The organism is Mesorhizobium sp. B2-4-13, from assembly GCF_006658535.1.
GTDB lineage: Bacteria > Pseudomonadota > Alphaproteobacteria > Rhizobiales > Rhizobiaceae > Mesorhizobium > Mesorhizobium australicum.
In genome coordinates, this window is the sequence record NZ_VFVB01000014.1 from 106,848 (window position 1) to 129,821 (window position 22,974).

At 61.5% G+C, this 22,974-nt stretch carries 17 protein-coding genes; 8 read left to right on the forward strand and 9 right to left on the reverse strand.

The features are described from left to right. Positions 1–150: 150 nt before the first annotated feature. Positions 151–510, reverse strand: a complete 360-nt coding sequence (locus FJ936_RS28520) for a hypothetical protein (protein WP_246680571.1) — start codon at positions 508–510, stop codon at positions 151–153. Between the two features lie 1,115 nt (positions 511–1,625). Here FJ936_RS28520 and FJ936_RS28525 point away from each other — a divergent pair. Further along, positions 1,626–2,015 (forward strand): metalloregulator ArsR/SmtB family transcription factor, encoded by a 390-nt coding sequence (locus FJ936_RS28525; protein ID WP_140793667.1) that lies wholly within the window; start codon positions 1,626–1,628, stop codon positions 2,013–2,015. A gap of 149 nt (positions 2,016–2,164) precedes the next feature. Here the strand turns inward: FJ936_RS28525 and FJ936_RS28530 are convergent, their stop codons facing one another. After that, entirely contained in the window at positions 2,165–4,123 is a 1,959-nt protein-coding gene (locus FJ936_RS28530; protein WP_140793665.1) for a PAS domain-containing sensor histidine kinase, read from the reverse strand. A gap of 434 nt (positions 4,124–4,557) precedes the next feature. Further along, the gene (locus FJ936_RS28535) at positions 4,558–5,622 is read right to left on the reverse strand and encodes a pilus assembly protein TadG-related protein (RefSeq protein ID WP_141907310.1); all 1,065 of its coding nucleotides are present in this window, start codon (positions 5,620–5,622) and stop codon (positions 4,558–4,560) included. A 419-nt stretch (positions 5,623–6,041) separates the two neighbouring features. Here FJ936_RS28535 and FJ936_RS28540 point away from each other — a divergent pair, with 419 nt between their 5' ends. After that, the gene (locus FJ936_RS28540; protein WP_246680572.1) at positions 6,042–6,437 is read left to right on the forward strand and encodes a metalloregulator ArsR/SmtB family transcription factor; all 396 of its coding nucleotides are present in this window, start codon (positions 6,042–6,044) and stop codon (positions 6,435–6,437) included. Positions 6,438–7,422: 985 nt separating this feature from the next. Here the strand turns inward: FJ936_RS28540 and FJ936_RS28550 are convergent. The 4 genes from FJ936_RS28550 to FJ936_RS28565 form a co-directional block, all read right to left on the reverse strand. Then, entirely contained in the window at positions 7,423–8,490 is a 1,068-nt protein-coding gene (locus tag FJ936_RS28550) for an NAD-dependent epimerase/dehydratase family protein (RefSeq protein ID WP_141907312.1), read from the reverse strand. Between the two features lie 69 nt (positions 8,491–8,559). Then, entirely contained in the window at positions 8,560–9,663 is a 1,104-nt protein-coding gene (locus FJ936_RS28555) for a DegT/DnrJ/EryC1/StrS family aminotransferase (protein ID WP_141907313.1), read from the reverse strand. Position 9,664: 1 nt separating this feature from the next. Then, positions 9,665–10,690, reverse strand: coding sequence for a Gfo/Idh/MocA family oxidoreductase (locus FJ936_RS28560; RefSeq protein WP_140793325.1), 1,026 nt, complete (start codon positions 10,688–10,690; stop codon positions 9,665–9,667). A gap of 294 nt (positions 10,691–10,984) precedes the next feature. Further along, a complete protein-coding gene (locus tag FJ936_RS28565; RefSeq protein WP_140793327.1) occupies positions 10,985–11,470 on the reverse strand; it encodes an acyltransferase in 486 nt (161 codons plus the stop codon). A gap of 238 nt (positions 11,471–11,708) precedes the next feature. Here FJ936_RS28565 and FJ936_RS28570 point away from each other — a divergent pair, with 238 nt between their 5' ends. From FJ936_RS28570 to FJ936_RS28585, 4 genes are all read left to right on the forward strand, one after another. Next, positions 11,709–13,280 (forward strand): glycosyltransferase family 4 protein, encoded by a 1,572-nt coding sequence (locus FJ936_RS28570; protein ID WP_141907314.1) that lies wholly within the window; start codon positions 11,709–11,711, stop codon positions 13,278–13,280. A 481-nt stretch (positions 13,281–13,761) separates the two neighbouring features. After that, positions 13,762–14,493 (forward strand): polysaccharide deacetylase family protein, encoded by a 732-nt coding sequence (locus FJ936_RS28575; protein ID WP_224682075.1) that lies wholly within the window; start codon positions 13,762–13,764, stop codon positions 14,491–14,493. Further along, entirely contained in the window at positions 14,490–15,461 is a 972-nt protein-coding gene (locus tag FJ936_RS28580) for a glycosyltransferase family 2 protein (protein ID WP_181763187.1), read from the forward strand. The genes FJ936_RS28575 and FJ936_RS28580 overlap by 4 nt, the downstream gene beginning before the upstream one ends. Next, complete coding sequence (locus FJ936_RS28585; RefSeq protein ID WP_141907316.1) at positions 15,462–16,433, forward strand: glycosyltransferase family 2 protein; 972 nt, start codon at positions 15,462–15,464, stop codon at positions 16,431–16,433. Between the two features lie 5 nt (positions 16,434–16,438). On the opposite strand, the gene FJ936_RS28590 is transcribed toward FJ936_RS28585, so the two are convergent. Both FJ936_RS28590 and FJ936_RS28595 read right to left on the reverse strand, forming a co-directional pair. Further along, entirely contained in the window at positions 16,439–17,527 is a 1,089-nt protein-coding gene (locus FJ936_RS28590; protein WP_141907317.1) for an acyltransferase, read from the reverse strand. Positions 17,528–17,548: 21 nt separating this feature from the next. Then, a complete protein-coding gene (locus FJ936_RS28595) occupies positions 17,549–18,736 on the reverse strand; it encodes an acyltransferase (protein ID WP_141907318.1) in 1,188 nt (395 codons plus the stop codon). 1,364 nt (positions 18,737–20,100) lie between these two features. On the opposite strand from FJ936_RS28595, the gene FJ936_RS28600 reads away from it, so the two are divergent. Next, positions 20,101–21,240 (forward strand): DegT/DnrJ/EryC1/StrS family aminotransferase, encoded by a 1,140-nt coding sequence (locus tag FJ936_RS28600; RefSeq protein WP_140793339.1) that lies wholly within the window; start codon positions 20,101–20,103, stop codon positions 21,238–21,240. A gap of 59 nt (positions 21,241–21,299) precedes the next feature. Next, positions 21,300–22,844 (forward strand): oligosaccharide flippase family protein, encoded by a 1,545-nt coding sequence (locus FJ936_RS28605; RefSeq protein ID WP_140793341.1) that lies wholly within the window; start codon positions 21,300–21,302, stop codon positions 22,842–22,844. The last annotated feature ends 130 nt before the right edge of the window (positions 22,845–22,974 follow it).

A 22,974-nucleotide genomic window follows, 5' to 3' on the forward strand; every position in this document is an offset into this window, starting at 1 on the left:
GTAAGGTTTCTTGGCCAGCATGGCGCGAACGCTGTTATAGATGCGCGTACGCTTCTCAGGAGTATCGTCGCCGTGCTTCTCGAACACGTTTCTCAGAACATCTACAAAATCACCATTCGCTACCATGATCCCGAATACTGTGTTCGCTGATTATTTGAAGTGTCCGGAACTGCGGAGCTTGGCCAGCAGGATCATTGCGGTTCCGCGGTACTCAGCGCGCACATGCTCGCTCAGCGGAGACGATTCCCAAGCAGCCAGTTCGGCAACGAAATGACAAGTGTCACCATTTACTGACGCGCATCTGACGCGGCCACCCTTCTCGAGCACGACTATCGCCGCATCCGCTTCACCGTACCCTATTGCGGCCATCCGCTGAATATTGGCGTCCCCATCGATGCGGACGTCGAACAAGACAGATCCCGATGTTTTATCCGCAGCATCGGCCACCCTGTCGGAAAACGGTCGCTGTAAGCCATCGCTGTCGGCCATCGATTGCTCAAACAGGACCATTTCAACGTGTCCAGCCACCATACTGGCGACTAGTGCGCGGTCCGCCAAAATTGGCAATGGCCACCGCTGAACATCCGCATATCGCAGTCATCTTTCACACAGGAATCACAGTATGACCACGAATCGCGCAACAGCGGGCGCATCGCGCCTAGCGAATAGGCGACGTGAACCTGGGGCCAGGCTGAGGCGGATGCGCTCGGTCTGAGATCGTGGCGAGCACGAACGACGCGACGGCCAACGCGAGTGGCGTGAGTAGAAGAGCGGCGCAAATCGGATTGATCTTCCACATCCAATGACAATCTGCGCTTTAAACAAACCCGAACAAACATTAACGCGGCCCAATCGAGTTACGCAAGGATCAACTATGATTTCATACTGTTACAGCGACGCTCGGCGCGGCGCTGAGGAACAAGCCACCAAATCGCGGTTGAGTGAATGGGTGCGCGAGCTGTCGACCGATCCGCAGCATGCATTTCCCGGTCATGGGTAAATGAAGCCGGAGCGTATTTCTTGCATATACGGTTATCCGTCACAGAATTGTATAAGGGGGTAACTTCGGACGAACGCTGTGGTCCGGTTCGCCTAAAAACAGGGTTCTTGCCGAATTGAGCCGCCCTGCTCAGCTGTTCGGCGAACAGTTGCAAATGCAGGTTCATCGGTAGGACTGGTGGCAGCGGCCGAGGTCCGGGAGCGGCTGTACCCCTCCAGCGGCCTTCCCAAGTGAACCTGCCCGCTGGCTTCGGCCAGCGGGCTCTTTCGTGACCGGACGATGTAGCCAGACCATAGGACGGTCCGTCCAGGGCCCACGCGGCTTGCTTCTTGATCCTGCTTCATCGCGGCTCGTCGATCACGGTCACAGGCCCGACCGGCTAACCGAAAGATCTGCCGCTACCGCCCGACCGCTCGCTTCGGCCGGCGGGCTTTTTTGCTTGCGGCGGGAACCGATCCTATCGGCCCAAGTTCATTTCCCGGCGCCCCTCGAGCCCCCCGGACAGGAGCGCCGGAGAGTCGTTCGGACAGCTTTCAAACAAAGCCCGCCACCGTTGCCTCAGTGGCGGGCTTTAGTGTGTTTAGCCGCGGCGAGGTGGATTTGAGTAGCTACGTGAAGACAGCGTATGGCTGAAATCAAAGATGATCCCAACCTTCGCAGGCGCCCGCGAGCAAAGGGCCGGCCTTCGCTGAGCCGGGTGTCCGCTGCCTCGCGCCTATTCGCGGCCCTTGGTTTCAGCAAGCGGTTGCTGATCCTTGTTCATCTGATGGATGGTGAGAGATCGGTGTCGGACCTAGTCTCTCTAGTTGGTGGGTCACGGACCGCCCTTTCACAGCATTTGAGCGGTATGGCCAATCTCGGAATTGTCAAATTCCGAACCGAAGGGCATCGGCACATCTATTCCTGTACGTCGAAGCAGGCGAAGATGGTCGTCGCGTTCCTAAGCGACTTCGCGGACGGCGACGTACTTCCGATCGGAAAAAGATCGGGAAAGGGCTCCACTTCCTGGCGTTGATTGGCTCAAATACCAAAATTGTCACGACGCCTTAGCGGCTACCCAGCCATAGACCGCAAGCGCTATACCAAAGCAGACCTCTCTAGCGCGGTCGATGAGGTGCTCTGCGTCCACCTCGGCATCTGGTGCAAATACCTTCGGCTGCCGGCCTACTCGTCTTTGGCCATCTCGTTTATCTTGGCTGCCAACTTGTCCATCACGAACGGCTTGGTCATAACGTGCATGCCTGGAGCGAGATGCCCGTTTCCGACAGCGGCATTCTCTGCATAGCCGGTGATGAACAGTATTTTCAAACGCGGGTAGATTTCTCGTGCGGCGTCCGCAAGTTGCCGCCCGTTCATTCCTCCAGGAAGGCCCACATCGGTGACGAGCAGATCGATCTTTTCGCCGGAACGAAGGGCCTTTAGGCCGGACGCGCCATCGGCGGCTTCGATGGTGCGATATCCGGAATCGGCTAGCACTTCGCAGATGAGCATTCGAATGAGTGGCTCGTCGTCCACCACCAAAATCGTGCCGCCAGGGCCCTGCGGCGCGGGCTCATCTGCTAGATGCTCGTTTTCCTCCCCATTGCTAGTGAGCCAATGGCGCGGAAGGTACAGCGCTACAGTCGTGCCCTTCCCGACTTCTGTGTAGATGCGCACCTGGCCGTTAGACTGGCGGACAAAGCCATAGATCATGGAAAGGCCGAGTCCCGTGCCTTCTCCCGTCGGCTTTGTGGTAAAGAATGGGTCGAAGGCACGGGCTACAACATCCGCCGGCATGCCTGTCCCGGTGTCGCTCACGCTGACCTGAATGTACTGACCGGGGCGCATATCGCGCTCCTTTGCTATCTGGTCGTCCACCCATTTGTTCGCCGTTTCAATCGTAAGCCGACCACCATCCGGCATTGCGTCCTTGGCGTTGATGCTCAGGTTCAGGATCGCGTTTTCGAGTTGGTTCGCATCGCAGATTGTGGTCCAGAGACCGATGGCAAGTGCCGTTTCCATTTCGATCGTTGGGCCGATCGTGCGGCGGATCATGTCCTCCATCCCAGTGATGAGATCATTTGCATTGGTCGGCTTCGGGTCGAGTGTCTGTCTTCGGGCAAAGGCCAGGAGCCGGTGGGTGAGGGCGGCGGCCCGTTTCGCTGCGCCCTGAGCCGACATGACGTAACGACCAAGCTCATCCACCCGCCCTTGCGCCAAACGCGATTTCAGAAGGTCCAGGCTTCCGGAGATCCCAGTCAGCAAGTTGTTGAAGTCATGCGCGAGCCCGCCGGTCAGTTGTCCGATCGCCTCCATTTTCTGCGCCTGAAACAACTGTTCTCGGGATTGGTCCAGCTGGCGTTGAGTTTCTATCCTCTCGGTAAGATCGCGGGTGACCTTTGCGAAACCAATAAGCTGGCCACTGTCGTCATAAATCGCGTCGACGATCACGTTTGCCCAGAACTTGGTCCCGTCCTTGCGCACCCTCCAGCCTTCAGCTTCATAACGGCCTTCCTTCCCCGCTACCTCCAAAACGTGGCTCGGGAGGCCGGCTTCGCGCTCCTCGGGTGCATAGAAAGTGGAAAAATGCTGGCCCAATATCTCGGCCGCGCTATAGCCTTTGATCCGTTCGGCCCCGGTGTTCCAGTTCGTGATCTTGCCTTGTGGGTCAAGCATGTAGATGGCGTAGTCTGTCACACCTTGCACCAGTAGACGGAAGCGACGTTCGCTCTCCAGAGCCGCCACCTGCATCTCACGATGGTGAGTGATATCTCGGGTGACTTTAGCGAATCCAGCGAGCTCCCCATCCTTGAAGATGGGGTCGATTACCACCATCGCCCAGAAACGCTTGCCGTCCTTGCGTACGCGCCAGCCTTCGGCGTGAAATCTACCCTCCTGTATCGCCTGCTTCAGGGCTGCTTCCGGCACTCCAGCAAGACGATCCTCTTCTGTATAGAAGCGCGAGAAGTGTTCTCCGATGATCTCACTGGCGGTATATCCCTTAATGCGCTCGGCTCCAGGGTTCCAACTTTCTATCCTGCCACTCGGATCAAGCATGAATATTGCATAGTCGATGACACTTTGGAGAAGCAGCTCGGCAGCGGCCTGGGATAGTCCCGAGTTTTCGTGATCTTTGTTAGGCATCTGTCCACATCTAGCGCGTCAAGCTCTTAATGCTACCCCTGGTAAAGGGAGGAGGGGGCCCGGCGCATATCGTCAGGTGAGCGGCGACCTCATGGCGACTGACCTGTCTCCTGCAATTTCGAAGTGGCTCCGTGAGAGCGGCCGCCGCTTGGCGGGAAGATGACTGCCGCCTATCGAAACGTCATCGGTGTAGCGGCGCAATAGGTTGCGGACGTTTCAAACCGGCATTTGGGCGTTAAGGGAGGTCGGAGTTCGCAGTTGTTCAGTCCCGTGGCCAAGTCACACAGGGGGTGATGCCAAATCGCTCAACTTTGGCGACGGAAGTCTGGAATGCGTGAACGTTTGTCCCATCTATGAGGCGGTCATTGATGCGATCGTCACCACGATACCGGGTTGGCCGACTGACTGGTCTTCCTTGTGGGGGATCGTCCACGTCACTGCGTCAGTGCCGTCTGCGAGGGCCGCTTGTTGTAGTCGCATTTGCCGGTCACGTTGTAGAAGAAGTCGGCATTGCTGACTGGAGCCGGGACCGAGTTGCCGCCGTCTTCCCAGGCTTGATAGGCTGTCGCGCCACAAGGCACGACACTGAAGATATCGACAGGCTGACCGGTGGCCGTTTCGGTCAAGGTGGTCGCACTCAACCCGCTATAGAGCCGGTTGGACGTCGTCGGATCATTTGAGATCAGCTTTTTCGGGTTGCCCGACGGTACGTCCATCTGCAAATAGAGGCCGCCCATCGCGCTGACGTCGATCGCCGCGCCGGCGCTGTTGGCCGGATACATCGTATCGACGCAGTAGTATTTCGTGCCGCTCGCATCGGTCTTGAGGGTCACGCCGCTTGGTGGATTGTTGCCGACGGTGCAGACCTGCTTCTGGACCAGCGTGGTGACGGTCTTGCCGGCTGAATCGGTGGTGAGGACGTTGACATTGGTCGTGCCGTAGCCCTTGGGATCCTTGGTGTTCCCATAGGTATAGTCGATCGTCATCAGCGGCTTGGCCACCGTCGCACCGAATTGCGTGCCGTAAAGCGTCATTGTCTTGTTCCAGTAACCCGAAACCCCGGAGACCTTGAAGGTAGCCGCAACCAGCGCGGGCGGCTTGCTGACCGCAGAGGCGACGGCGATCGGTACGGTGTTGATCCTGGCAATCGACATGAAAACGGTCGGCATGGCGAAGCTAGCCGTGGCCTGAGCCGTAGTGGCGGTGGTGGTGTTGCCGGCAACGAAGTTGGTCAGCGTCGCGATGCCCTGCCCGCCATTGGCGGCGAAGGAATCCTGCAGCATCGTCTGGCGCTGCGCCAGCGTCGACGTAGTGTCCATGGTGGTGATCGTCAGGATCGCGGCATCCAGCGCCTGCTGCTGGTTGGATTTGGTCTGGACCGCGCCGGTATAGTCGACCGAGAAGCCGATGACCGCGATCAACGGCATCAGGCTCACCAGGAAGAGCGGCATCATCGACCCGCTGCGGGAGCGGGCAAAGCCGCGCAAAACGCTGAACATTTCAAACCCCGACAGACATTAGCGAGCGTGCAGTTACCACGCAGCCGGCGAACCAAGCTCTAATGTGACCCATCAAAGTTTATGCATTCCTTCCCCGCGGGCCGGTTTTTTCAATTCTTTGCCGATCTCACTGTCCGCTGTTACGGCCGGAACCTCTTCGTCGATCACGGTCACAGGCCCGACCAGCTAACCGAAAGATCTGCCGTTACCACCGCCCGCTGGCTTCCGCCGGCGGGCTTTTTTGCTTCCGGCCGGGAACCGATCCTGTCGGCCCAAGTTCACTACTCGACGCCCCGACAGAGGCGCCCGAGAGTTGTTCGGACAGTTTTCAAACAAAGCCCGCCACCGTTCCCTCAGTGGCGGGCTTTAGTGTGTTTAGCCGCAGCGAGGTGGATTTGAGTACCTACGTGAGACAGCGTATGGCTGAAATCGAAGATGATCCCAACCTTCGCAGGCGTCCGCGAGCTAAGGGCCGGCCTTCGCTAAGGCAGCTCTCCGCTGCCTCGCGGCTATTCGCGGTCCTGGGTTTCAGCAAGCGGTTGCTGATCCTGGTTCATCTGATGGATGGTGAGAGATCGGTGTCGGAGCTGGTCTCTTTGGTCGGTGGGACACAGTCCGCCCTTTCACAGCATTTGATCGATATGGCCAAACTCGGAATTGTCGAATCCCGAACCGATGCCCAACGGCGGTTATATTCCTGCACGTCCGAGCAGGCGAAGATGCTCGTCGGCTTCCTCAGCAACCTCGCCGACAATGACAAACTCCCGGTGGGAAAAGGATCGGGAAAGAAGTCGTCTTCCTGGCGCCTCGGGTAAGCCGCAGACTGGCCGGCCTGAACAATCGCATACTCGTGGCCGACGCAGATCCAAAGGGGGGCGTGATGCCGGAACTTGCCTCATGCGTCAGCGTGTTGGCGTTGGCCTGCCTTTCTGAATGCCCGCACCCTATTTTCTCGGCGGCGCTGTTCGAGGCCGTGCCGTGATCGTTGGAGGCAATGCCGGAGATGGCGGCTTCCTGAGATCGGTCAAGGTGTTGCCAATATACAGCACCCCGGCTGCTTCTCAAGCGGCCTCGCTCGGACCGGCTTCCATCGGCGACCCGCTAGCGTCAAAATGACAGCGAACAATGCGAGACGGCGAAGATGGACAAGCAGCAAGATACCAGAACCATCGAGATGTGTTGCCTTCTAGCCGTGCCAGTGTCACTGCTTCTCACTGTGGTATTCGCTGGAATGGTCCTTGGCTGAACTGATACGCTCCAGGCAGCCTACGTCGGCTTGTCGACCAGTGTCGTTTTCCCCACCGATCACATGAACGAGAGGCGGGTAGCTGCCCCCCTGGTCGCCGTGCCCCCGGCGAGTTTACGATCCAGAATTGCTTCAAAATTTTTTACTTGGCTCTCGGAGCGCCAGCCGATTTGCAGGCGCTGCAAATCTGCAAATTAGAGCCCAGTGGACGAACGCACTCGACACGTTGTTTCAGACGATCGTCGGTATCAGTGGCCGCGTGCAATGTGAGAACAATTGGCATCACGGTCGGAGGCAACGGCTGATCCTTAATGTGGCGCGTGATCAGCCGCCCCGAAGTACGCGCCAGATGTCGGGCCAGTCGGCGGTAATCAGGAAGGCAGAGCCGCCGCCGCCGCTATTGCAGTGACGCCGAGGGACCCAACCCCACGAGCTGCGGCACGTCACTTCTGCAGTGACTTCCTTGACGCTGGTCCGCTTGCCAAGATTGTGCGCTGGTTCGATCGCGCCCAGGTGAAGCGCATGGCGCCAGCCGCAGCGGCAAGCTTGTGGCGCTATCTGGCCCGCGCAATCCCTATCAGGGAAAACTCAGCGTCGCGCGCAGGCGGCGTGCGAAGCCTATCAGGAGAGCTTCGCCGCCCGAGCGGGCCGTCAGTCACCTGCTCGCGATTGGCGCGCCACCATTCGACCAGGCGGGTGAGGCCCTGGTCCAGGTCAATGGTCGCCTTGAAGCCCAGCATCTTCTCTGCCTTCGACGTGTCGGCCAGGCGCCGCGAGACGGGGTTCACCTTGCGCTCGGGCCCGTACTCCGGCTGGAGTTTGGAGCCCATCACGCGCAGGAGCGAGGCGGCCAGGTCGTTCAGGCTAGTCTCCACGCCGCTGGCGATGTTGAACACGTCATCCTCCACGTCCGACAGCAGGGAAAGGATGTTGGCTCGGGCGATGTCCTCGATATAGACGAAGTCCATGGTGGTGGACCCGTCGCCGAGGATCAGCGGCGGCTGGCCGGCGTCGATGCGGTCCATCCAGCGGATCAGAACCTCGGTATACTTACCGTGCAGGTCCATGCGCGGGCCGTACACGTTGAAATAGCGCAAGGCCACGTAGGGCAGGTCGTACATGTCGTTGAACGAGCGCAACAGGCCTTCCAACATGATCTTGCTGGCGCCGTACCAGGTGCGGTTGTTGTAGGGGTGGTGGCTCTCATCGGTCGGGAAGAGGTCGGCCAGGCCGTAGACCGAGGCCGAGGAGGCCGCGCAGATCTTTTTCACGCCTTTGGCCTGGGCGGCCTCAATGACGTTGTAGCTGCCATCGCACATGACGCCGAGGGCTTCGCGAGGCTCGGCGGCGCAGGCGATGACCCTCAAGGTTGCCATGTGGATGACGGCGTCCATCCCGTCAGTGGCCCTGTGGACAGCCGCCACGTCGCGAATGTCACCTTCGACGAGTTCGACGCGCGGGTCTTGCAGGGCGTCCTGGACGTTTTGCAGGCTGCCACGGATCAGGTTGTCGAGGATCACAATCTTTTCCGGCGCGTGCTCCTTCAGCAGCAGGTCGATGGTGGTCGAGCCGATCAGACCGCAGCCGCCGGTCACCAGGATGCGAGAGCCTTCAAGTTTCATCGTATTTCCTTGTCATCGGTTTGGAGGCGCCTTGGTAGGCCTGTTTCCGGCTGAGCGGGGACCCGCTCGTCAAACGCTTGCTTGCAATTCCCTGACTGCGGCCACCACCACGTCCTGCTGCTGCTCCGTGAACTCCGGAAACATCGGTAGGGACAGAACCTCGGCGGCGGCCTTTTCGGAGTGCGGGAACTGGCTCTGCTTGTAGCCGAGGTCGGCGTAGGCGGGCAGCAGGTGCACCGGAATGGGATAGTGGATGCCCGACTGGATCCCCTGGGCGTTCAGCGCCTCCTGCCAGCCGGCGCGGTCGGGCGTGCGGATGGCGTAGATGTGGTAGACGTGGCGCACATCATCGCGCACGAAGGGGGTCGGCAGCCCGGTGCCGGCGAACATGGCGTCATAGCGGGCGGCAGTGGCGCGGCGCTGCTCGGTCCACCGGTCCAGGTACTTGAGCTTCACGCGCAGGATAGAGCCCTGAAGGCCTTCCAGTCGGTAGTTGTAGCCCTTGACTTCGTGGTGGTACTTCCGCTCGGCGCCCCAGTCGCGCAGCATGCGTACGGCGCGGTTGTGGTCGGCGTTGTCGGTCGTCAGCATACCGCCTTCGCCATAGGCGCCAAGGTTCTTGCCGGGATAGAAGCTGAAAGCCGCCATATCGCCGATGGCGCCGACGCGCTTGCCTTTGTATTCCGCGCCGTGAGCCTGGCAGGCGTCTTCCAGCACCATCAGGCCGTGCTTCCGGGCGATGGCCATGATCGGGTCCATGTCGGCCGGCTGGCCGTAGAGGTGGACCGGGATAATCGCCTTGGTGGCCGGCGTGACCGCGGCCTCGATCTGAGCCGGGTCGATGGTGTAGGTTGCAGGATCGATATCGACGAGCACGGGGGTCGCGCCTGTGTAGTAGATGGCCGCCACTGTCGCCACGAAGGTGAAGGGGGAGGTGATCACCTCGTCGCCGGGCCCAATCCCGGCGGCCAGCAGGCCCAGGTGCAGGGCGCTGGTGCCGGTGTTGACGCCGGCGCCGAAGGCCGCTTGCGAATAGGCGGCGAATTCCTTTTCGAATTCAGCGACATCGGCGCCCAGGATGAACTGACAGGTCTCCAGGGTGCGCTGAATGGCGGCATCTACCTCGGACTTGATCGAGACATACTGTGTAGTGAGATCGACGAACGGGATCATATTAGGCGGCGTCTTTGCGTCGCAGGTGAACGGTTTCGCCACGCCCGCGCATGGAACTGGTGGCGGCCTCGATGATCTCCACCACGCGCAGGCCAAGCCGGCCATCAGCGGTCGGAACCTTCTTTTCGATAATGCAGTCGATCCACTCCTGGCCAGCGATGCGCAGGGCCTCCGTGGAGTCGAGCTTGGGCGCCCACATGTCGCCCGTCCGGTAGCCCACGCGCATCTCGTGGATCTTGGCCGGGTCGTCGGTGAAGGACACGCCCTTGTCGTAGACCTTGACCTTCTCGGACGGCTCCAGATCGTCATAGGTGATCATCTTGTTGGAGCCGCCCACCAGGATGTTGCGCACCTTCACCGGAGCCAGCCAACTCACATTAATGTGCGCCATCATGCCGGAGTCGTAAAACAGCGAGATATAGGCCAGATTTTCCGGCGTGCCGGGGAAATGGTTGATGCCGCTGGCCGAAACCGCGGTCGGATGCTCTTCGAACAGACGGTCGATGATCGCGAAATCGTGGACCGCCAGGTCGGAGATGACGTTCACGTCCTTCTGGAAGAGGCCCAGGTTCACCCGGGTTGCGTCGTAATAATAAATCTGGCCGAGGTCGCCGGCAGCGACGATCTCGCGCATCTTCCGGACTGCACCGGTATAAATGAACGTGTGGTCGACGATCAGGGTCAATCCGCGCTTGTCGGCCTCATTGACCAGCATCCTGGCCTGTAGCGAGGTTTCGGTCATCGGCTTCTCGAGCCAGAGATGCTTGCCGGCCTTCAGCGCCGACATGCCCAGTTCGAAGTGGCTATTGACCGGCGTCGCCACGGCGATGGCGTCGATCTCGGGATCGCGGAATAGCGCCTGGACGTCCCTGGTGGTCTGGACACCCGGATAGCGACGCTCCACCAACTCGCGCTTCTTGGGATCCAGGTCGGCGACTATGCGGACCCGGGCATCGGGAAACTCCATGAAGTTGCGCAGGAGGTTCGGCCCCCAGTAGCCGTAACCGATGATGCCGATATTGATCATTTTGACCTACCCTTCACTCCACCCCCGGCCCGCCGGAGTCTTGGAGGCCCGTTGAAGCCTGTCGTCGGTTGAGAAAGGAAGTCGCCAATTGATCGTCCAATGTCGTGCCATCTCGACCTCTTCAACTCGTAGTTTGAAGCGGCAAAGCCGTGCGGTCACTATGGCCGTTGGGTCATCAAGACCTAACCAGCATCATCCAGCCAGGCGAGGGCGGGCCCTGGAAGTACCTCAAACGATCTCTCTAAATCCACCAAAGATCGCAATTCGGTGTATAGAAACCCTGCCGCAGGGGAGTCAGCCAGGCTTTGCGGTCCTTACGTCTCCGACCACGCGGGCTGGAACGCCGGCGGCAATGGCGAAGGCGGGGATATCACGGGTGACGACGGCGCCGGCGCCGATCAGTGCCCGCTCTCCGATGGTCACGCCCGGGGTGATAGTGGCGTTGGAGCCGATGGAGGCGCCCTTCTTGACCAGGGTCGGCTCGACCTTCCAGTCGGCATCACTCTGGGCGCTCCCGTCCAGGTTGGTGGCTCGGGGAAGGCGGTCGTTGGTGAACATAACCCCATGACCGATGAAGACCTCGTCCTCGATGGTCACGCCCTCGCAGATGAATGTGTGCGAAGAGATCTTGCAGCGCTCGCCGATGCAGGAATTTTTCTGAATCTCGACGAAGGCGCCGATGCGCGAGCCGTTACCGACCTCGCAGCCGTAGAGGTTCACCAGATTGGGGTGATGGACGACGACCTCGCCACGCAGAACCACACTGTCGGAAATCGGCATCGCTTCCCCCCTGGAGCTGTCTGTCTCGCGCCATCTCCTGCAAATCGATGCGAGCCTTGGCGCGCGCTCAAAGATCGGATCGGCAGCGTCGGTGACCATTTCTATGTAACCTGCCTTGTCGCTTGGCAAGCCTTGGCCACTCGGTATAACAAGTTTTAAGGCAGGCTGCGACCTTGGGGGAAGGATGCCGGAAACGATGCGATCTGAAAGCGTGCCCTGCGTGCCAGAGGTGGCGCGTATGCGTCACAACTACGCAGAGTTCCAAAGCCTTCGCGGTGAGGCTGAGCGCTGCCTGGAGGCTGATGACCTCAACTCCGCGGCGGCCTATGTAGAGGCGGCCGTCACGCTTGCACGGAAGCGGCACTGCGGCTTCTATCGGTCAGAGCCGCTTGAGCAAATACTGATCGAGATCGCGCGACGGACGCTCTCCGCAAAGGCCGAAGCTGCGCGACCGGCGCGGACGCAGATCGGCCGCGTGCTGCATGTGGCCACCGCTCTGAACGAGGTCGGCGGCCTCACGCGGATGATGCGCCGCTGGATCGCCGCCGATGAGGCACGTCATCACTCGTTGGCCCTGTTGCGCCATCCCGGCGAGCCGCCGCCGTCGGTGCGCGAGGCCGTGGAGGCTCGTGGCGGACACATCCATATGATCGGCGCGACGCGCGGCGGACCGGTGGAATGGGCCCGTGCGCTCCGCAAGTTGTCGCTCGATTTCGACCTCGTCGTCCTGCACGTCAGCAACGAGGACCCGACGCCGGGCATAGCCTTTGCTGACGAGCGCAACCGACCGCCCGTGGTCCTGATCAACCACGCCGACCACGCGTTCTGGGTCGGGCTATCGGTGTGCGACCTGATCGCCAGTTCGCGGGTGTCGGGCGAGCGGCTGGTGGTGGAACGGCGTGCGATCCCAGCGGAGCGTCACGCCATCCTGCCGATCCAGATCGATTTGCCGGTACGCAAGCACAGCCGGGCCGAGGCGCGGCAGAGGCTCGGCATTCCGGCCGGCGGACCGCTCCTGGTGTCCGTGGCGCGAGGCGTGAAATACCGCACGATGGGCGGGGTCTCGTTCGCCGATATGCATGTCGAGGCGCTCCTGGCTCGTCCCGATGCGCGATTGTTGGTCGTAGGGCCGGGGGAGCCGGTCGACTGGCAACAGGCCATAGCGGCGACTGGCGGGCGGATCATGGGACGGCCGGAGACGCCCGATCCGTCGCTCGCCTTCGAGGCGGCGGACATCTACCTTGACTCGTACCCCTTTGTTTCGATTACCTCGATGCTGGAAGCCGGCGGGCTGGGCGCGCCCTGCGTGACGCTGTTTCCCTATCCGTCGGATGCGAACGTCATGAGCACCGATATGCCCGGGCTGGCGCCAACCATTGGCTTTGCCACCTCCATGGCGGACTACAACCGCATCCTGGCGGACTGGCTCGCTGCCCCAGAGGCCCTGCGTCAGCGGGGCGATGAGACGGCGTCCAACGTCAAGCGGCTGCACACCGCGCCCAATTGGCTCGCAAGCCTGGAGGCGCTCTACGCCAAGGCCCTGGCGATCCCGCCAGTCACGCCGCTTCGTGGGCAGCGCGCGCCCGCGGACGAGGAATTCTACGACGGTTATCCCGACATCCTGCTCAATGGGGTGTTCGGCGAGTTCGACACGGTCGAGGCGATCCTGAAACGTTCTGTGCGCCTGATGTCGCTGCCCGAACGGCTACGGGTATGGGGGCGTCTGGCGCGGACCAGGACCTTCGACGGGCCCTGGGACGCCATCCGAAACCTGCTGCCTGAATGGCTGCCCCGGTTGGTGGCCGGCTAAGGAGCGGCAGTTAACTTTTGGGTTCAATTGTAAAGTTTGCCGGCCGGCACTTCGGCGGCCGCGTGTGCGATGCCAGGACGCAGACTGACCGGCCTTCAGGAGCGACCCGCACGAAGGAGGCTTTCAGTTCCGGCAGCCATCGTGATTTACACTTTTGATTTAGCAGGCTGCCCAAAAAGTGGCGGAGATACCCTTTTTGACTCTGGTCTGTGCATGGTTTGAATCTGATACACTCCTCGACCAAAACAGTTTCGACAGCCTGTCAGAGCCTTGCTCTTTCTCCCGATAGAGGGGTGCCGTTCGACGGGATGGGGCTTTAGGCGCCTCGGGTTCGTCAGAAGCCATAGCTGGCTCAGGCTTGCTATTCGACTCGGGTAAAGGAAAGAGGGCGAAAGTGGGTATGCTTGGGCGAGCACCGAAGGTTCTGAAGCGCGCTGTGCGCGCGTTCGGTGTCGAAAGGCGTCATGTAGTCGGGCCACGTATGGCCATCGAACGTCAAGGTTTGTCCATTCTAGGCCGACGCGTACCCCGTTCAGGAGGCCGGATCCTGGCCTACCACTCGGTCGGCCAGCCGCTGATGGACCACAACGATGTGCCGCCGAAGCTGTTCCGTCGCCAGTTGGAGTGGGCTGCGGCGCGGGGCTACCGGTTCGTGCCAGCCTCGGAGATCGCGCGGACGGGGGGCGACCCAATGGACCTCGCCATCACGTTCGATGACGGCCTCCGCAGCGTGATGACCGTGGCTGCGCCGATCCTGAAAGACTTCGCGGTACCATGGAGCCTTTTCGTGGTCACCGACTGGAGCGAAGGTGGCTCGCCCTGGGCGACCGACGAGGTTCTGGGCTGGCGCGATCTGGAGCGCCTCGTCGCCGACGGCGCCGAAATCGGCAGCCACTCCGCGACCCATCCCGATTTTGGGCAACTGGACGGCCCCGCCGCGCGCGAGGAATTGGACCGCTCGCGCGCTATGATTGAGGCTCGGCTCGGCTTTGCGCCGACGTCGTTCGCAATCCCGCTTGGCCAGTCGGCCAACTGGACGGCGGTTGCTATGCGGGAGGCCAAGGCAGCTGGCTATGATCTGGTCTACGCGCAGGCCGAGGAGACGCGTTCGGCCGGCACCATCGCGCGGACCTTCATCACGCGCTTCGACAGCATCCGAGTATTTTCGGCCGCCCTGTCGGGCGTCTTCGATCGGTGGGAGGAGTGGGGGTGAATAAGGTGCGCATCGTTTCTGTGGTCGTCCCGACCCGCGACCGTCCGCAGTTCCTGGGCCCGGCGCTGGCGAGCATCCGCGCGCTGGAAGGCCCCGACCTGACGTTCGAGATTCTGGTTGGCGACAACGGCTCCAACCACGACGCCACCGCCAAGGTGACGCAAGCCCACGGCGCGCAGCACCTCATCGTGACAACTGCTGGCGCCGGGGCCGCGCGTAACGCGGCGATGCGGGCGGCCACAGGCGAGTTTCTAGCCTTTCTGGACGACGACGACGTCTGGACCGAGCAACATGTACGGTCGCACTTGCAAATCTTCGACTGCCAGCCGGAAGTCGAGGCGGTCTTCGGTCAGGTCGTGATGACCGATCCTAATCTGCGGCCCATAGCCGCCCCAATTCCCTATGACGTCCGCCTCGACGGCGACCATCTGAAGATGATGCTCGACGGCTATTTCCCGCAGATCGGCGCCACGATGGCGCGTGTCGGGGTACGCGACGTGTACGGTTATTTTGACGAGACCCTGCTGGCCGACCAGGACTGGGACTGGCAATTGCGCCTCGCCCGAGGAGGGCATATGGAGCATGTGACCGTGCCTTGCGTCTTGTTCCGCCAGCGTCCGTCGGGATCTTATGATGCCTTGGTCCTGAGCCGGATTCCCTATACGCGCAAGGTGTTCATGCGGCATGCCATGCCGGTGTGGCGCAAGTGGCGCTCGCCGAAAGAGTGGCTGCATTCCTATTTCGCCACGCTCTTGGGGTTCTACACCTATTTCGCCGATGCAGCGGTGGAGCGGGCGGCCAGGGGGGATGCCAAAGGCGTGCGATTCGCGGTGCGTCATGCGCTGCTGGTATTTCCGTTCCGGGCGGTAAGGCAGCTCGTGACGCCGACGCCGTTGCGCGCCGCATTCTTTTGGTCGATCGGCCTGGGTGCGCGCCCGCCGGCCGCCCAGGACGCGGCGTTGGACTGAATGGGGATGGAATTTAACCGTCGAATTGGCACTAGCGACGCCAACGACGCGCCGAATATCAGCGCCGGTGCCCCGGTCATCAGCATCGTCATCGCCACGCACAATCGCAGCCACGACGTTCTGGAGAACGTCAATGCCCTGCTGCCGCAGTGCGTGGGCCAGCCGGTGGAGGTCATCGTCATCGACAGCGCCTCGGCGCCGGCGCATGCCGAGGTGCTGGAGGACCTGAGGGGACGCGATGGACTGAGCCTCATCCGGCTCGACAAGCCCGGCGTTGCCCTGGCCCGCAACGCGGGTTTCGAGGCCGGTAGGGGCGAATGGATTGCGCTGCTGGACGACGACGCTGTGCCGCGCGCAGGCTGGGTAGAGGCGGCGATCACCTGCGCGGCCCGCTGTGACGTCCACACCGCCATCCTGGCTGGGCGGGTGATCCCACGCTGGCCCGACAACGCCGGCAGCCTTGAAATGCCCCCGAGCAGCCTCGGGCCGCGGGCGCGCCTGTTATTGTCGGTGGTCGATGAGGACGGCTTCGTGGACACGACCCATCATCCCATTGGCGTCGGCGCCAACATGTTGTTCCGCCGCAGCGCGCTGGACGCGCTCGGCGGGTTCGACGTCACGACGGGTCGGGTCGGCTCGAACCTCGCCAGCGGGGAAGAGGCCCAGATGATGACCGACCTGATTGCGGCCGGCTATCGCTGCTGGTACTCGGACGCCTTCGTGGTGGACCACAAAGTCCATGCTGGCCGTCTTACGCGCGCATGGCTCACCGAGCGTGCCCGCAAGGAAGGCGAGGTGGAACTGAGGAGCTTGAAAACGCGGAGCCAGAGAATCGCGCGCGCGCTCAAAATGCTGATCGCAACCCCGCCACTGGCCGTGCTCCAGATCCGCGACCGGCCGGAACGCGAGTATTACCTTCGCCTGAACCACAACCTTGGCCTGCTGCGAAGGGTGCTCGGCTGGGCGAGCTGAGGGGCTCAGGCAGCGGCAGGCGCGGCTTTCTGCGTCGGCCGATGGGCCCAGGCCATGATGGGTCGTTCAAAGAATTGCCAGGAAAAGGTCGCCAGGCCTATGGTCAAAACAAGCTCGATGGGAGCCGAGACCCAATCCGGCGCTTGAAATACGACGCCGAACTTCCGGGCCGCTGCCTCGACGTTGTAGAAATGAATAAACTCGTGGAAAACGTAACAACCGTAGCTGATGCGTCCCAGGTTGCGCAGGGGCCAGGTCTCCAAAAGGGCGACGAAACGCGAGGCCTGGTTCCCCGCTATCTGGAGGACCAGAAGCGCGGCTGTAGCTGCGACTGCCGGCGCATAGACGCGCCAGATGATCTCGTCCTTAAGGATAGTGAGGGGCACGATGAGAAGGGTTAGCGCGGCGATGGCCTGGGCCGGCGTGGAAACCAGCCATGCCGGCACTCGCCGGTCGAGGTTCAGTCCTGCCAGACCGCCCAAAGCAAGATAACCAAAGCCGGTCATGGGATTCAGGCCGATGACCTTCGCCGACACTCCGGCCCATTCGAGGCCCGCCTGAGTGAAGAGACCCACAACTACGAATGCAACGCAGATGTGTCCGGCGGCCTTGCTGTGGGTGAACAGCAGCAACGGTGCAAACAGTAGATAAAATTGCTCTTCGATCGCCAGCGTCCAGAAGTGGTTGAAGTGGCCCACCCAGTGTCCGGTCATCAACACATAGATGTTCGTGGCGTAGAGCAGCATGGCCAGGCGCGCGCCGCCTTCGAAGCCGTCGAAATGAACGAACAGCAACGCGATCAGGAAGAAGCCGATCGTCGCGTAGTAGACGGGGAATATCCTGGCCGAACGCCGAAGATAGAAGCGCCCAAGACCTGCCAGCTTCGTCGTCTCGCCCGCCTCGACCGCCACCCGCGTGCGAGCCAGGATACGGGTGATCAAGAGGCCGCTGAGTGCGAAGAAGAGCACTACCCCGTCGCCGCCAAGGGATGCATACGTCCCTTGATGGAACTTGTGGCTTATGAACACGAAGATGAAGGCGATCGCGCGCAGGCCATCGAAACCCCTGATGCGGCGTTCGTTGTCGAGTCGCATTGGCCGTAGCTCCGCCCGCCTCTACCGCGTGGCCGCTTGCCGTCCCGGGGACAAGGCGGCGGCTGCGCTGCTGGCCTCGGCGCCCTCCCGCGCGGTCAATCTAGCCCCCAACCGTAGGAGCGGCCGTTCGAAGAAATGCCAGGAGAGCGTCGCCAGCGCGACCGTGATGAACAGCTCCACGGCCAGTTGCACGATAGGCGACCCGTCAATGTTCATGTGCAGCTTATGGAACACCGCTTGGACTTCGTAGAAATGGACGAACTGGTGCAGGATGTAGAAGGCATAGCTCACCCGGCCGAGCGAGCGCAGAGGCCATAAGTTGAGGAAAGCCACGACTGGAGTCTGCTGGTTGCGGGCGATCTGGAACAGAAACAGGCCGGCAACCGTGCAGGTCAATGGTCCCCAGACGTTCCATGTGTCTCGGTAATAGCCGAACACCAGCGGGATCGCGATCAGGGTCAGGCCAGCCGCCGCCTGGGCTTGCGCACTCACCAGCCAGGCGCGCGGTTTGAGGTTTTTCAAGGAGGCGACGAAGCCGCCGACGCCGAGCATGCCGAAAGCGATCAGCGGATCGACGTGGATGGCGTTCGGGTGGGTCCGCACGGACACTAGCCAAGCCAGCATGGCCGCGCCGGCGAGCATAAATCCGACGCAAATCCGAAGCAGGTATTTGCGCGGGGTGAACAGCAGGATCGGCGCGAAGAGCAGATAGAACTGTTCTTCCGCCGACAGCGACCAGAGGTGACCGAAATGGCCGTGGTCCCCAGTCGGCGTCATCGCGATATAGATGTTGGTGCCGTAGAGGGCGTAGATCGTCGCTTCCATGCGCGAGAATCCAACGAATGAGGTGAACAGCGAAGCCAGCGCGAAAACACCCAGACAGGCATAATAGAGCGGGAAAATGCGCAGGCTGCGGCGCAGATAGAAGTCACCCATCGAGCGCCATTTCGACTGCGTCCCGGCTTCGACCTTTCCGCGCATCTCCGACAGGATTGAGGAGATGAGCATGCCGCTGAGCACAAGAAAGAGCCAGACGCCGACGGAGCCATAGGAATCGTGATGGGGCAGGGTCGTCTTGTGGCTGATGAAGACCATCAGTACCGCGATCGCGCGCACGCCGTCGAAGCCGGCGATACGGTCTTCCGCCGGCCGGACCATGGTCCGCGACGGCTGAACGGCGAAAATCGCACCCTGATATATCGTTGCCATAGATCAATACTCGAACCGATGCTCCGCAACCCAGCCATGCCCACGCCTGGGGCGGTCGGACTTTCGCGATTATAGACGCCTAACTGTTCGTCACATCAATTCGACTAGAAGGCGTAGGCTTTGAACGCGCTACCTTCCAGGGCTCCATCGCGCCAACTTTAGATTGATGATCTTCTTTAGGCGGCCGCCCCTGATCGGGCCGACGTGGCGAGCCCTTCTAGCGCCGGGCGCTGCCGGGCACGTGTTGTCCAGAGGCCAAAGCGCGCGTTAGAGTCTGCCGAACTAGCGCCCCAGCAAGGGGCAAGGCCACAACGAAGGCCCGCTGACGTCATAGCGGCAGCGCCTAGTTAGGCTTCATTGATGATGCCGCGCCGTCCCAAAATGGAGCAGCGGGGCCTGTGCCACATTGGCAGCGCCGCCGGCTCCGGCGTATCAGTCGGCCCGTCCGTGGATCCTATCTGCAGACGGCGAGTCACCGCGTAGCAGCGTTAAGAATGCCGACTTCTTCGTCGGTCAATATTATCTCGTAGCGCTGCTTTGAGTTCTTCGTATAAATATCATCGGCCGTTATGGAGATTATAATGTCTCCATTTTGGTTGGTCTGCACATCCCTGACATGGATTGGCTCGCAAAATATGCATTTTGACAAGCCTGCTCTCCGGCTTGGCTGAGTGTTTACCCGCATTTGGAAAATCCCCAATTATTGCCTAGTAAGCTGGTTTAAGCAGTATTCATGCCAGATCCCTGTGGAGCCACTCACGGCTAGGTCATATTGCTGAACCCCTCGCTGTCAGCGTTAACCTATACGTCTAAAGGACGGTGCTCTGGCCATACATTGAGCTACCGGGAGGCCCTACACATTTGGGGTCACCCGTCAAAGCGTTGGGTCCAATATTGCCTGCCCCAGCGCAATGGTGCCGGACTCCGCAGATCCAGCTCCAATGTCGCGCGAGGCGGCGGGCGTTCAGCGTTTCACCGCAACGGCGAAAAGCTCTATCTCTTTGTTTTTGCGAAACTCCCAGAGGGCACCGGGACCTCGTCTCCTACAGCTCTGCCTCGAGGTGATCGGCCCGGCTTAGACCCCTCTGCGGGCGTCGTGCCGTCGACCCCCTGCAGTTAAGTGTCCTCATGCTCGGCCTGGTAGTCAGGAAGGGCGCGTTCCTTACAGTTCCTGCGCTCTGCACGACAGATTCAGGCGGAGCTGCCGAGTTAGAACGGCGACGTCACTTATTCCACTACGCCCGGCTCGTTGGCCGTTCCTGCCGTATCCCACAATAGGAGAAGGTGAGCGACCGGCTTTATCGTGATACGACGACTGCAACTTCTCACGCCGAGATACAACTTCCTTCAGCTGAGGTCCTCACATGATTCCGATCATCAAGCCCACGATGGATGGGGCCGAGGCCGAGGCGGCGCGCCGCGTCATCCTGTCCGGCTGGGTCACGCAGGGCCCGGAGGTCGCGGCCTTCGAGACGGAGTTCGCCACCTTCACCGGCGCGCCGCACGCTGCGGCCGTCTCGAACTGCACCACAGCGCTGCATCTGGCCCTGCTGGCCGCCGGGGTGATGCCCGGCCATGAGGTGGTCACGGTTAGCCACTCCTACATCGCCACGGCTAATTCCGTTGCCTATTGCGGCGCGATCCCGGTCTTCGTCGACATCGATCCGGCCACTTACAACATCGACCCGGCCCTGATCGAGCGAGCGCTTTCGGCCAAGACTAGGGCGATTCTGATCGTCCACCAGATGGGCTTGCCCTGCGACATGGCCGCGGTCGTCGATATCGCCAAGTCCAAGGGCTTGCCCGTGATCGAGGATGCGGCCTGCGCCAGCGGCAGCGAGATCTTCTGGAACGGGCGGTGGGAGAAGGTCGGCAAAGTGCACGGCGACGTGGCGTGCTTCTCCTTCCACCCGCGCAAGATCATGAGCACCGGTGACGGCGGTATGTTGACCACGAAGCACGCTGACTGGGCCGCCAAATTCAAGCTGTTGCGCCAGCACGGAATGAGCGTGCCCGACACAGTCCGCCACGGCTCGGCCCAGGTGATCTTCGAGAGCCACCCAGTGCTCGGCTACAACTATCGCATGACCGACATCCAGGCCGCTGTCGGCCGCGAGCAACTTAAGCGCCTGCCCGGAATCGTGGTCCGCCGCCGCGCGCTGGCCGCTCGCTACGCCGAATTGCTTGGCGAGGCGCAATGGCTGGGCCTGGTGCGCGAACCCTCCTACGTGCGAACCAATTGGCAGAGCTTCTGCGTCCGTCTGCCGGAGTCCGCCGACCAGCACACCGTCATGCAGGCTATGCTGGATGCCGGTATCGCCACACGGCGCGGCATCATGTGTGCCCACCGCGAGGACGTCTATGCCTCCCGACCGTTGCGCATGTCTCTGCAGGAGTCGGAGGCAGCCCAGGATCATGCCATTGTCCTTCCGCTTTACCCCCAGATGACCGACGAGGATCAACAGAAGGTCGCCTCGACCCTGATCGAGGCCACACGGTTTTAAGGGCGCGATATGGTGGCGATCCTGCATCGGGCCAGTCTCATCGAAGGTGAGCGATAGAAATGGCAAACGTTCGGCGCGCGGTGGTCGCGGTCTATTTCGAGAAGTACGCCACCCTCATCCTCAATTTCGCGACGCTCTACGTCTCGTCGCGGCTTTTGACCCCCAACGACATCGGCGCTGCCTTCCTTGGCGCCAGCATCCTCGCGCTCGCCGAGGGTCTTCGTGACTTCGGCGTGACCAACTACATCGTCAACGCCGAAACGCTTTCCAAGGAGGAAATACGCACCTCCTTCACCATGATGCTGGTGGTCGCCATCGTCCTTACGACGGCCTTCGTCGTGACGGCGGGCTTCTACGCCGACTTCGCGCACGAACCGCGTCTGGAGAATTTTGTCCGCACTGTGGCCTTTGGGTATCTGTTCTCCAGCATCGGTTCGCCGATCGTGGCTCTGCTTCGCCGCGACCTGAAATTCTGGAGTATCGCGGCCATAAACCTCGGCTCGGCCCTGGTCGGCAACATCACCACCACCGCTCTGGTGATGACGGGTGTCGGCTATATGAGCTTCGCCTGGGGCTCGCTGAGCTATCCGCTCTCCACCTTCGTCTTCGCCGTTCTCATACGTCCGGACCTGTCCATCTTCCGCATCCAGTTCACCAAATGGCGCGACATTCTGGCGTTCGGTGGATTCAACACCGCGACCGGCCTCCTGACCGGCCTCGGCGAGGTCATTCCGACCTTCATGCTGGGTCGGGCCAGCGGCACCACGGATGTCGGCCTCTACAGCCGAGGCCAGCAGGTCACGGAAATGCCCAGCCGTCTCGTCATATCGGCGATCTCGGCGGTGGCACTGCCGGGGTTCGCCGCCCTTGCGCGCACGGGTCATCCCCTCAAGGGGCCCTATCTCAGAGCCGCGGCCAGCCTGACGGCGTTCCACTGGCCGGGCCTGGCGATGGTCATCCTCTTCGCTCATCCCCTGGTGCACACCATACTGGGACCGCAATGGTACACCTCCATCCCGCTGGTGCAGGTGATGGCCGCGGCCACGATGCTCTACTTCCCCGTCCCATTGATGTTCCCGGCCTTGGTCGCCGCCGGCGGGATCCGCGACACGGCCAAGGCCTGGATCATTTCCCTGCCGATGACCAGCCTGATCATGATCCTGGCGGCCCAGCATGGCCCCTTCGCGCTGGCGCTCTCGATCTTCGCCACCACGCCGATCCAGGTGGGCGCTGGCCTTTGGTTCCTGATGCGGCGACTGAAGTTGAGCGTTGGCGAATATCTGTGGGCTCTGGTGCCGAGCGCCACCGCCACACTGGCCACGGCGCTGGGCCCGCTCGTCGTCATCGTGCTGAATGGCTTCGACATGAACATATCGGTCTTGCAGGCGGTTCTGGGCGGCGGGCTTGGCGCAATGTTCTGGTTCCTGGCGATGGGCTTGACCCGTCATCCCTTCGCCGCCGAACTGGCCTACCTGCTGAATAAGACCCAGGCCTTGGTGCCTGTGCACCTACACGTCCCCCTCCTCCTCATCCGGGGCTTCCTGGGCGAAGAAGCCGAACAGGGACGGGCGGCCGCGCCAGGCCCCGCGGTCGGCGAAACGTGATCCGCCCGGCCACGTCAACAAGGTCGCGCCCGCTACATTTTGGCGCGCAATGGTTGAAACATAAGGACGCAATATTGCGGGCCGTCCGGGCGGGGTGCAAGCTGTGTAATCTGCCGCCAACGGGGGACGG

What these genes read in the sequence shown, in the direction of transcription:
- FJ936_RS28575 (WP_224682075.1), top strand. Translation starts at nt 13,762, where the DNA reads ATGGCCATCGAACGTCAAGGTTTGTCCATTCTAGGCCGACGCGTACCC.
- FJ936_RS28560 (WP_140793325.1), bottom strand. Translation starts at nt 10,690, where the DNA reads ATGATCAATATCGGCATCATCGGTTACGGCTACTGGGGGCCGAACCTC.
- FJ936_RS28590 (WP_141907317.1), bottom strand. Translation starts at nt 17,527, where the DNA reads ATGCGACTCGACAACGAACGCCGCATCAGGGGTTTCGATGGCCTGCGC.
- FJ936_RS28605 (WP_140793341.1), top strand. Translation starts at nt 21,300, where the DNA reads ATGGCAAACGTTCGGCGCGCGGTGGTCGCGGTCTATTTCGAGAAGTAC.
- FJ936_RS28520 (WP_246680571.1), bottom strand. Translation starts at nt 510, where the DNA reads ATGGTCCTGTTTGAGCAATCGATGGCCGACAGCGATGGCTTACAGCGA.
- FJ936_RS28550 (WP_141907312.1), bottom strand. Translation starts at nt 8,490, where the DNA reads ATGAAACTTGAAGGCTCTCGCATCCTGGTGACCGGCGGCTGCGGTCTG.
- FJ936_RS28595 (WP_141907318.1), bottom strand. Translation starts at nt 18,736, where the DNA reads ATGGCAACGATATATCAGGGTGCGATTTTCGCCGTTCAGCCGTCGCGG.
- FJ936_RS28530 (WP_140793665.1), bottom strand. Translation starts at nt 4,123, where the DNA reads ATGCCTAACAAAGATCACGAAAACTCGGGACTATCCCAGGCCGCTGCC.
- FJ936_RS28535 (WP_141907310.1), bottom strand. Translation starts at nt 5,622, where the DNA reads ATGTTCAGCGTTTTGCGCGGCTTTGCCCGCTCCCGCAGCGGGTCGATG.
- FJ936_RS28585 (WP_141907316.1), top strand. Translation starts at nt 15,462, where the DNA reads ATGGGGATGGAATTTAACCGTCGAATTGGCACTAGCGACGCCAACGAC.
- FJ936_RS28525 (WP_140793667.1), top strand. Translation starts at nt 1,626, where the DNA reads ATGGCTGAAATCAAAGATGATCCCAACCTTCGCAGGCGCCCGCGAGCA.
- FJ936_RS28565 (WP_140793327.1), bottom strand. Translation starts at nt 11,470, where the DNA reads ATGCCGATTTCCGACAGTGTGGTTCTGCGTGGCGAGGTCGTCGTCCAT.
- FJ936_RS28555 (WP_141907313.1), bottom strand. Translation starts at nt 9,663, where the DNA reads ATGATCCCGTTCGTCGATCTCACTACACAGTATGTCTCGATCAAGTCC.
- FJ936_RS28540 (WP_246680572.1), top strand. Translation starts at nt 6,042, where the DNA reads ATGGCTGAAATCGAAGATGATCCCAACCTTCGCAGGCGTCCGCGAGCT.
- FJ936_RS28600 (WP_140793339.1), top strand. Translation starts at nt 20,101, where the DNA reads ATGATTCCGATCATCAAGCCCACGATGGATGGGGCCGAGGCCGAGGCG.
- FJ936_RS28570 (WP_141907314.1), top strand. Translation starts at nt 11,709, where the DNA reads ATGCGTCACAACTACGCAGAGTTCCAAAGCCTTCGCGGTGAGGCTGAG.